The following is a 10,414-nucleotide window of genomic DNA, read 5'->3' on the forward strand; positions in this document are numbered from 1 at the left end:
TGATACTGCCCGCTGACAACAACGCCCTCCATCCCCAGCGTGACGCTGGACCCAATTCGCGAGGCGCACTGGCTTGCCAGTGCTGACGGGCACTGACCGCAAGGCCTCCCGTCGCTGTTTGACACTGGCTGCTGGCACCAACGCTCTCTTTCTCCCAGTTCGATACAGGCACTACCAGCAGAGCTCACCCACAATTCCAACGCCCCGTCTTCTCTCTGTAACAGCTGCCCGGCCCATCCGACAAAAAACGAGCTCCCTGGGTTTTATCCCTGGGGGCTCGTTTTTTGTTAGAACATCTTGCCTAATGGCCGCTATCTGTCCTCGTCTCCGTGCAGAATCTCCCGCAGCAGCTCTGTGGTGTCATAGCTGCTGTCTCTGGCAGGGGGCTGGGGGGCGGGAGGCTGCCGGCGAGGCGGAGGCGCGGGTCTTGGGGGCGCTGCGGGAGCAGGAATACCAGGCTGGGCCATGTCCTCTGGCAGCAAAAACTCCTCGGTGTACATAGAGGTCAACGCCGGGGCGCCGCTGGGACGGGCCGGAGCCCGGTCTTCCTGGGGAAGCGGGGCCTGATAGGGGGGCGCGGGCCGGGGAATGTCAAATTCCTCGGTATAGACGCTGCCGTTCACCGGCACAGTCAGAGCCTCCGGCTCAGGCCGGTGGACAGCCGGAGGGGGCGCGTCGTAGCCCTGGGCATAGTCCTGGGGATAGGACTGGTCGTAGCTCTGGGCATGGGGCTGGTCGTAGCTGCCGGACTGATACAGCGCATCCTCGCCGCCATGGCCCTGCTCTACAGGCAAATAACCGCTGCCGGTATATCCGTCCTCCGGCTCCCGGCCCCGCAGGGGGGCAGGCTGACGGGTCTCCGCCTGGGCAATCTCCTCAAAAATCCGCTCGTTCCGGGCGTCGATCCGCCGGTTGCGGATAATGAACACCAGCAGAATCAGCAGTCCCAGCACCCCCACCCCAATACTGCCCGCGCCGCTGTAGTACAGCACCCGGGACATGGAGTTGGTCTTTTGGGTGACCCGTGCAAAGGTAATATATCGGGGCTCCCGGTTGGCAGGGTCCTCCTCAGAGGCAGAGGAGGAGCTGGTGATGGGCGGCGCGGTGCTCCGAGGGGAGAAAGAGGGCTGGGCAATGTCCGAGCCCGAGCCAATGGGCGTGCGGTGGGTCGTACCAGAGGAGCTGGTGCTGTTCCCTCCCCCTGTAGTGCCTCCGGCTGGAGGAGGCGGCGCCTGGGTAGGCTCCTGAGGGGGCGCCTCAGTGGGCTCTGGCGTAGGCTCCTCTGTCCCGGGGTCCGGCGTGGGGTCCTCCGGACCAGGGGTCGGCTCCTCCCCCCAGTCCGGGGTGGGCGTGGGCTCCTCCGGCGGCGGAGTGGGCTCGTCAACAGGAGGCGGCGTAGGCTCCTCCGGGGGCGGGGTAACAGGGTCCTCGGAGGGCGGCGGGGTGGGGTCCTCCACTACCGGAGGCGGGTCCGGCTCTACGTCCCCTGGCTCCCCGTCTCCGCTGGGCCCCACATCCTGATAGCCGGAGTCCCCCTCCTCGGCAGCGGCGGGCAGAGCCACGGCAAAAAGCAGCGCCGCCGCCAGAAAGACGGCCAGAATGGATGTCAGATAGCTTTTCTTCGATTTTTTCATATCGGCCTCCCGTTCAAATCAGAATAATGGGCTGAGTTAATCCTCCCCAGGCTCTGAGACTGCCGGGTCTATGGGCTGGCCGTCCTGCAGGATGCGCACCTGATAAGTCAGCTCGATCAGGTCAATGTCGTCCGAATCCTCCGACCCCTCCGCGCTTCTGTAGGTCAGCGTCAAATCCGTTTTCTCCCCCAGGCTCCAAGTCTCGTAAGCGCTTTGAAAGCCCTCCGGCCGCTGGGAGAGGCGGGCGCTGTCCACATAGCCCTCAAAGGTGTTTGGCTCGCCATACAGCGCCACTGCCTGCTCATACATCTCCATCACGGTTTCTCTCGCCTGCTCCGTGTCCGGGATACCCGCTTGAATCCGCACACCGTACAGCCCCTTGGGCTCCGTTTCGGAGAAGAGCAGCGTTACCCAGCATTCCACGCCGGCGATTTTCCGTTTGTCGTCCAAAAGCACCATACCCATAACTTTTTGGTTCAGCTTTTCTTCTGTCAGCCCCAGGGCCTCTGCTGTTTTCTTATCTTCCGCAAAATAGAGGCTTTCATACAGGGCGATTTCCTCTTCGGTCAACAGACCCTCCCCGTCGGGGACGGGTTCGCCTTCGGCGGCTTCCTCCGTTCCGGCGGAAACGTCCTCCCCACCGGCCGGTGCGCTTGCCTCGGAAGAGGCATGGCTGTCGGCTGAGGACAGTTCCTGCCCTCCCCCGCCGCAGGCGGCAAGGGTGAGCAGCAGGGCCAGCAGCACGGGAAGCTTCCATCGTTTCAACATATCTCTCACGCCTTTCTATGACATATGAGTTTGCTCGGCTCTACTAAGCGAAAACGCAGACAGAGGCAGAATGGTTACTGGTTTGGAGGCTTTTTCAGAACTCCCCCACCCGTTCTTTCAAATAGCGCTCCAGGCCCTCAATGGGCACCCGCTCCTGGGCCATGCTGTCCCGCTCGCGCACAGTGACACAGTTGTCGGCAGGGGTCTTCTCGTCCCCCACGGTCTGAAAGTCCACGGTCACGCAGAAGGGGGTGCCGATCTCGTCCTCCCGGCGGTAGCGCTTGCCAATGGAGCCAGTCTCGTCAAAGTCGGTCATCATGTGGCCGCTAATCTGGTCGTACACCTCCAGAGCCTTGGGAGAGAGCTTTTTGGACAGGGGCAGCACCGCCGCCTTGTAGGGAGCCAGGGCGGGGCTGAGGCGCAGCACCACCCGGCTGTCGTTTTTCGCCTCGTCCAGCATCTCCACATCATAGGCCTCGCACAGCAGGGCCAGCACGGTGCGGTCCAGGCCGTAGGTGCTTTCTATAATATAGGGGATGAACTTCTCGCCGGTCTCCGGGTCCAGATAGTCCAGCTTCTGGCCGCTGTACTCCTGGTGGCGGGTCAAATCAAAGTCTGTGCGGTTGTGGGTGCCGTTAATCTCCCCCCAGCCGAAGGGGAACAGGTACTCAATGTCGCAGGCAGCTTTGGCATAGTGGGCCAGCTTCTCGTGGTCGTGGAACCGGAGCTTATCCGCCGGCAGGCCCAGGTCCTCAAAGAATGTTCTGCCATACTCCTTGAAGTAGGCGTACAGCTCCTCGTCGCTGCCCTCCTTGCAGAAGGTCTGGAACTCCATCTGCTCAAACTCAATGGTGCGGAAGGTGAAGTTGCCGGGGGTGATCTCGTTGCGGAAGGCCTTGCCGATCTGGCCGATGGAGAAGGGGAGCTTGGCCCGCATGGTGCGCTGCACGTTCAAAAAGTTCACATACTCCCCCTGAGCGTTTTCCGGGCGCAGGTAGATAACCGACTTATTGTCATTGGTGACTCCCCGGAAGGTCTGGAACATCAGGTTAAACTCCCGGATGTCGGTAAAATTGTGCTTGCCGCAGTGGGGGCAGGGGATGCTGTGGTCCTTGATATACTGGAACATCTCCTCCTTGGTCATGCCGTCGGCATGGGCCTCGGGGTCAAAATCGTCAATCAGGTTGTCGGCCCGGTGGCGCATTTTGCACTCCTTACAGTCCAGAAGAGGGTCCGAAAAGCTCTGCACATGGCCGCTGGCCTCCCACACCCGGGGGTGCATCAGGATATCCGCGTCCACCTCAAAGCTGTTGCGCCGCTCCTGGATAAAGCGCTTGCGCCAGGCGTCCTTCACATTGTTCTTCAGCCTTGCGCCCAGGGGGCCGTAGTCCCAGGTGTTGGCAAGGCCGCCGTATATCTCGCTGCCAGGGAAGATAAAGCCCCGGGTCTTGCACAGGCCGGTTATCATGTCCATGGTCTTTTCGCTGTGCTGCATGGTGATCGTCCTTTCTCTTTATCAAGCAATGCTGTCTGTCTTCCATTTCTCTATTTTACCAAAAACTCCGGGACTTTGCAAGAAAAACGTGACACCCGGGTTGGGCTTGCTGTTTTCCGAACGGGAGGGGGAAACCGGACGCTCGCCGGCTTGCTCCGCAAGCCGTAGGTCCTTTTGCTCCGCAAAAGAACCCGCACCCGCGCAAGGACCCCGCGTCTGCGCTCGCTGGGCTTCTGCTGGTTCACCTGGCGGCGTACTGAGAGAAAAATAGTTTTTATTTCCTTTTTTGTTTCAGCCTTTCTCGACAGGAGTACCGGCAAGCCCCTTCCCCTAAATTTACCGGCTGCTAACAGGCCGCTGGTCTCCCTACGGTCGACCTCGCTAACTGCGGCGGCGCAGCTCTGCCCCGTTCTGTACTGAGATTTAGGAGCGAGGTACTGCCTCGCTTCTTTGTTGTCTGCGCCGCCTTTTTAAGGTCAAGGTCGCCTCCGGCGGCTTAAGGCTCTGCCTTAAGAATCCGCCAGGGGCCTAACGCCCCTGGACCGCGTAATTTGCTCTTCTTTTGGCTCGCCTTTACTCGTCCAGCTTCAGCACCGCCATAAACGCCTCCTGGGGCACCTCCACCGTCCCCAACTGACGCATCCGCTTCTTCCCCTCCTTCTGCTTCTCCAGCAGCTTCTTCTTCCGCGTGATATCTCCCCCATAGCACTTGGCCAGCACGTCCTTGCGCAGGGCCTTCACCGTCTCCCGGGCAATAATCTTCCCCCCCACGCAGGCCTGAATAGGCACCTCAAACAGCTGCCGGGGAATCTTCTCCTTCAACTTCTCCGTCATCTTCCTGGCCCGGGGGTAGGCCTTCTCCGCGTGAAGGATGAACGACAGCGCGTCCACTGTCTCCCCGTTGAGCAGAATGTCCAGCTTCACCAGCTGCGAGTCCCGATAGCCCAAAAGCTCGTAGTCAAAAGAGGCATAGCCCCGGGTGCGGGACTTCAGCGCGTCAAAAAAGTCGTAGATAATTTCATTCAGGGGCAGCTCATAGTGGATGTCCACCCGGTCGGTGTCAATATATTTCATGTCGATAAAGGCGCCCCGACGCTCCTGACACAGCTCCATAATACTGCCCACATACTCTGAGGGCGCGTAGATGTGAGCCGCCGAAATGGGCTCCTGCGCGCTCTGGATGACAGAGGGGTCCGGGTAATTGGTGGGGTTGTCAATAGACAGCTCCTCACCGTTGGTCTTGGTGATTTTATATACCACGCTGGGCGCGGTGGTAATCAGGTCCAGGTTATACTCCCGTTCCAGACGCTCCTGGATAATCTCCATATGCAGCAGCCCCAAAAAGCCGCAGCGAAAGCCAAAGCCCAGCGCCACCGAGGTCTCCGGCTCAAAGGTGAGGGAGGCGTCGTTAAGCTGCAGCTTCTCCAAAGCGTCCCGCAGGTCAGTGTAATGGGCCCCGTCGGCAGGGTAAATGCCGCAGAACACCATGGGCTGCACCGCCCGGTAGCCGGGCAGTGCCTCCTCTGCGGGCCGCTGGGCCAGGGTGACAGTGTCCCCCACCCGGGCCTGGCGCACGTCCTTGATGCTGGCGGCAATATAGCCCACCTCTCCGGCGTAAAGGGCCTCGGCGGGCTCCAGAGAGGTGGCCCGCAAAAAGCCGCATTCCACCACCTGAAACTCCCCGCCGGTAGCCATCATGCGAATGGTGTCCCCAGAGCGGAGGGCCCCGTCCATCACCCGCACATAGACGATGACCCCCCGATAGGAGTCGTAGTAAGAGTCGAAGATCAGGGCCCGCAGGGGAGCGGTCTCGTCTCCCTGTGGGGCGGGCACATCGCTGACAATGCGCTCCATCACGTCCCCAATGTTCAGCCCGTTCTTGGCTGACACCCGGGGTGCGTCCATAGCGGGAATGCCGATCACGTCCTCAATCTCATGGCAGGCCCGGTCCGGGTCCGCGCTGATCAGGTCGATCTTGTTCACTACCGGCACAATTTCCAGTCCCGCGTCCACTGCCAGATAGGTGTTTGCCAGAGTCTGGGCCTCAATGCCCTGAGAGGCGTCCACCACCAGCACAGCCCCCTCGCACGCCGCCAAAGAACGGGAGACCTCATAATTGAAGTCCACATGGCCGGGGGTATCGATCAAGTTGAAGACATAGTCCTCCCCGTTTTTCGCGGTGTACACCAGGGTCACCGCATGAGCCTTGATGGTAATGCCCCGCTCCCGTTCCAGGTCCATGTTATCCAGCAGCTGGTTCTCCATTTCCCGCAGGGGGACAGCCTTGGTCTGTTCCAGAATACGGTCGGCCAAGGTGCTTTTGCCGTGGTCGATGTGGGCGATAATGCTGAAATTACGGATTTTACTTCTGTCCATATATCATTCTCCTTGAACGCCGGGCGTGCGCGTATAAAATGATGACGCGCAAAGCCTCATTGTCTTTTTACAGACGGTGGAGCCATACGCACAGCCTGCATGCCGGAGAGGTTGACTTTTCCAGCATGCGTGATATAATATGCTAATATACTACTTGACTGACTGTTGGAAGAAAAAACACGCCGCGGGTTGTTTCGTCCTTGTCTACAGGGGCGAACCCAAAAGCCTCTCCCTCTGCATTTACCCCCCGCGAACCAGGACGCTCGGAAGCTTTGCTTCGCAAACCTTCCGCACCCGCGCAAGTTCTGCGCGTCTGCGCTCGCTGGCCCGGCTTCTCTCAATCCGCTTGCTGCGTACAGTCCACCGAGAGAAAAATAGCGTTACTTGCTTTTGGGGCTCTGCCTCTCTCGACAGGAGTACCGGCAGACTGCTTCCTCTGAATTTGCAGCTCTTTAGCCATCCGCTGGTCTCCCTACGGTCGACCTCGCTAAGTCCGACTTGCCTGCGGCAAGTCGACGGCGGCGCAGCTCTGCCCCATCTCAAACTGAGATTTGGAGGCAAAGCACTACCTCGCGCCATTGCTTTCTGCGCCGCCTAAGTTCAAGGCCGCCTCCGGCGGCTTAGGGCTCCGCCCTAAGAACCCGCCAGAGGAGCAAGCTCCTCTGGACTCCTCTTATCGCGCTCCCCGGCCTGCGCTTCGCTCTGACTGGTTCGCCCGCGTTTTTCCTTTCTTTATATTGTAACCGATTGCTCCTGCCTTGTCAACTGACCCTCCCAGCTTTTCAATCCACCAATCAAAGGATGAATCCGCCATGCCATCTCCCCCTCGGGGCCTCTACATCCACGTCCCCTTCTGCGCAGGCAAATGCCCCTATTGCGACTTCTACTCCCTCCCCCCTGCCCCCAACGTCGGGGCCCGTTACGCCCACCGCCTCACCCTGCTCCTGGACCACTACGCCCCCACCTGCCCCACCCCTCTCACCTCCATCTACTTTGGTGGAGGCACCCCCAGCCTGATGGGCGCCCCCTGGCTCTGCCGTGTACTGGAAGCCGTCAGCCGCCGCTTCCCCCTGGCCCCCCACCCGGAAATCACCTGTGAGGTCAACCCCACCGGCCTGGACAGAAGCTTTTTCGCCCAGCTCCGGGCCGGGGGCTTCAACCGCCTCTCCATGGGCCTGCAATCTACCGACCCGGCTCAGCTGCGGCTGCTGGGCCGTAAGCACTCCGCCGCCCAGGCTGCGGAGGCCGTCCGTGCTGCCCGGGCCGCTGGCTTCGACAATCTCTCTCTCGACCTGATGCTCGCCCTGCCCGGCAGCACCCACGAGAGCCTGGGGGCATCCCTTGCCTTTGCCGCCGCACTGGAACCAGAGCATCTCTCCGCCTACCTGCTGAAGGTGGAGCCCGGCACCCCCTTTGCCCGCATGGCTCTGGACCTGCCCCAGGAGGACGAGACCGCCGGCCAATATCTCTTTTGTGTGGACCAGCTGGCCCAACTGGGCTATCTTCAGTACGAGATCAGCAGCTTCGCCCGCCCAGGCTATGAGAGCCGCCACAACCTTCTCTACTGGCAGTGTCACGAATATCTGGGACTGGGCCCCTCGGCCCACTCCTTCTGGGGCGGGCGGCGGTTCCACTGGCCCCGCGACCTGGATGGCTTTCTGGCTGGCTCCCCCCCGGAGGATGACGGCCCCGGAGGCAGCTGGGAGGAGTTCGCCATGCTGAATCTGCGGCTTACCCAGGGGCTCAGCCTGACAGAAGCTCAGGCCCGCTTCCCCGGCCAGGGCACAGAGCTGTTCCGGCAAACAGAGGCCCGCGCCCAACGCTGCCCGCCCCATCTGCTGCGCCAAGAGCCCGGCCGACTCTCCCTGACCCCAGAAGGCTTCCTGGTATCCAACGCAGTGCTGGTGCAGATTTTGTAATTTTTTCAAAAAAAGCCTTGACTTCTCCATCCAGCCATGCTATAATAAACAAGCTTCGGGGGTATAGCTCAGCTGGTTAGAGCGCCTGCTTCACACGTAGGAGGTCACAGGTTCGAGTCCTGTTATCCCCACCATCTAAAAGTCAGGAGTTTCTAAGAACTCTTGACTTTCTCTTTTTCCCGTTCCTCCAACTTTGTTAGTAACGCAAAAATCACTGAAATTGCTGCACCTCAATCATTCTGAGGTATTCCACCGTGGAACGGTAGTCAGGTAGCTTACTATATAGTCAACACCCCCGCTGGCCCTTAAGGCTGGCGGGGGTGTTATTTATAGATTATGCAGTTTCCGCATAACACTGGCATAGGCCCGGGGTTTTACTACCTGCAGGGTCTCCATCAGCTCGTCCATCACAGCCCAGGCAGCAGCGCTGTCTTTTGTGGCAACTGCGCGGAGAAAATCACTTTCTCCATACAGGCCGGCGGGCTCTGCCAGGGGCCCGGCTGACCGGGCATAGCCAGAGGCCTGAGAAGACTCCCCGCTGCCGCTCATCCGGTCCCGGAGATGATAGAGAGCGGAGAGCAGCAAGTAACCGCTTTTGGAGCTCTCCTCATTTTCCAGCTCGGAGATTGCCCACTCTATCTCTTTGAGATTTGGCAGGGCCATTCAGGTCCCCCCTTTGTCAGGCGTTTTCCAGCTTGCGCATAAAGCGCTTGATGTCTTCCCTGTCCTGCTCATTGGCAGCGTCCAGAGCCATTTCCAGGTGCTCCATCATCTGGCTGCGGCCATCATCCCGGCTGTAGCGGCCTCTCCCGTCCCGGCGGACGCTGTAGCCGCCCATATTGCCGCCATCCCGGCTGTAATGGCCCCGGACGTAATGCCTGCCCCGGTTGGCATAGCTGCTGCCGCCGTCATACCCGCTGGACTGGCTGTAGCCGTCCTCTCCTTCCAGCATACAGATTTTATCGATGTTCTTGATCGTGTCGGTGAGCTTGTGAATGACTTCCAGGTCCCCGGCGCCCATGTCCTGCTTGCGGGCATAGTGCTCCAACTCCTCACAGAGCTTTTCCTTCAGGTCATGCAGTTTTTCCATTCAAACCTCTCCTTTCAAGCCACGCGGTCAACAATAATGTTGACATTCTGGGCAGTGATTGCCTGGGTGCTGGTGTTTTCCAGGGCAACGGTCAGGCAGCACCCTCTGGGGACGTCAATAATCGCCTCGGCGTGGACGTTGAAAAGATCGCCCACGGCAGCAGGGGTGACAATCGCTGTGGCGCTGTTCAGCGGCTCCCCGGTAATGGCCAGAGAGACCGACACAGACCCCGCAGTCCCCCCAGGGGCCACGGCAATGTTTCCGTCTGCGCTGACCCGGTAGCGGGCTCGGCACTGGTTGGTAACCCCCCGCAGGGTGATAATGCCGCTGCCGTCACGGTGGCAGACATATCCCCGGCTGCAGGCAACAGGCGTCTCCGTCAGCAAGACATTCTGTCCAGCGGCCACGGTCTGGGGAGCATTGGCGGTATATTCAGGCATGATATCCTTCCTTTCTCAAAGTGGTCGAAACCGACCGGCTAAAAATAAGAACGGCGAGGGTACACTTCTCCCGCCGCTGTGATTCTCAAAATCGGCTCGGGGCCGAACATGCCGGCGCATCCGGCAAGGTGAACAGATTATTTGTAAGTAGCTGTCCCGAAGCGATTACTCGGTATTCGGGAAAATCATCATTTTGGTGGCTTCAACAAATCAATCTAGTTATCTTCACCAGTTCTTTAAATTCCTTATCGCACATCACTTTCCTCCTGCCAGTTCTACACTTAATTTTTTTATAGGTGCATAGACAACCTTAAAAATAAGTTAGTCAACACAGTCTGTATATCTGCCACGCTATATGAGTTGATTTTTTAATCCTACAAGGCTGTGTAACAGGAGCTTACTTTCTTCACCATTCACATACAAATGACTTTTCTCTCATAAATACCACCGTCCTTTTTACTTTAATTATGCAGAATGTTCAAAGATGCAAATGGGCGAAAAAATAAGCGTACCACTATTTCTAATGATACGCTCACAGCTCTAGATAACTTCAAAATGTTTCAAACCATCCTCTATGGCTTCCACTTTCTCCGCCGTCGGATGTTTCCTTGGCTATTTCAATTCCCCTACCGCATTCGGAGCATCATACATCGTCAATCCTAACCCTCGTTTTACCCCTGCGATATACGCGG

Annotated in this window: 8 protein-coding genes and 1 tRNA gene; 2 read left to right on the top strand and 7 right to left on the bottom strand. The window is 59.0% G+C overall.

The window, feature by feature from the left end:
• Nucleotides 1–311: 311 nt before the first annotated feature.
• The 4 genes from ACTO5E_RS08370 to lepA form a co-directional block, all read right to left on the bottom strand.
• Complete coding sequence (locus tag ACTO5E_RS08370; protein WP_482302960.1) at nt 312–1,634, bottom strand: hypothetical protein; 1,323 nt, start codon at nt 1,632–1,634, stop codon at nt 312–314.
• Nucleotides 1,635–1,670: 36 nt separating this feature from the next.
• The gene (locus tag ACTO5E_RS08375) at nt 1,671–2,402 is read right to left on the bottom strand and encodes a hypothetical protein (protein ID WP_482302961.1); all 732 of its coding nucleotides are present in this window, start codon (nt 2,400–2,402) and stop codon (nt 1,671–1,673) included.
• Between the two features lie 94 nt (nt 2,403–2,496).
• Nucleotides 2,497–3,897, bottom strand: coding sequence for a glycine--tRNA ligase (locus ACTO5E_RS08380; protein ID WP_482302962.1), 1,401 nt, complete (start codon nt 3,895–3,897; stop codon nt 2,497–2,499).
• Nucleotides 3,898–4,470: 573 nt separating this feature from the next.
• The gene (gene lepA / locus ACTO5E_RS08385) at nt 4,471–6,273 is read right to left on the bottom strand and encodes a translation elongation factor 4 (protein WP_482302963.1); all 1,803 of its coding nucleotides are present in this window, start codon (nt 6,271–6,273) and stop codon (nt 4,471–4,473) included.
• A gap of 812 nt (nt 6,274–7,085) precedes the next feature.
• Between lepA and hemW the strand changes: the two genes are divergently transcribed.
• Both hemW and ACTO5E_RS08395 read left to right on the top strand, forming a co-directional pair.
• Nucleotides 7,086–8,192, top strand: coding sequence for a radical SAM family heme chaperone HemW (hemW, locus tag ACTO5E_RS08390; protein WP_482302964.1), 1,107 nt, complete (start codon nt 7,086–7,088; stop codon nt 8,190–8,192).
• 57 nt (nt 8,193–8,249) lie between these two features.
• Nucleotides 8,250–8,326 (top strand) — tRNA-Val (locus ACTO5E_RS08395).
• A gap of 193 nt (nt 8,327–8,519) precedes the next feature.
• Here the strand turns inward: ACTO5E_RS08395 and ACTO5E_RS08400 are convergent.
• From ACTO5E_RS08400 to ACTO5E_RS08410, 3 genes are read right to left on the bottom strand one after another with little or no spacing between them, the layout of a single operon-like run.
• The gene (locus tag ACTO5E_RS08400; RefSeq protein ID WP_482302965.1) at nt 8,520–8,855 is read right to left on the bottom strand and encodes a hypothetical protein; all 336 of its coding nucleotides are present in this window, start codon (nt 8,853–8,855) and stop codon (nt 8,520–8,522) included.
• Between the two features lie 16 nt (nt 8,856–8,871).
• Nucleotides 8,872–9,282 carry a hypothetical protein gene (locus ACTO5E_RS08405; RefSeq protein WP_482302966.1) on the bottom strand — a complete coding sequence of 137 codons (411 nt, stop codon included), beginning with the start codon at nt 9,280–9,282 and terminating at the stop codon, nt 8,872–8,874.
• Between the two features lie 14 nt (nt 9,283–9,296).
• Nucleotides 9,297–9,722 (bottom strand): hypothetical protein, encoded by a 426-nt coding sequence (locus ACTO5E_RS08410; protein WP_482302967.1) that lies wholly within the window; start codon nt 9,720–9,722, stop codon nt 9,297–9,299.
• Between the last annotated feature and the right edge of the window lie 692 nt (nt 9,723–10,414).

It is taken from the genome of Acutalibacter sp., assembly GCF_056800975.1.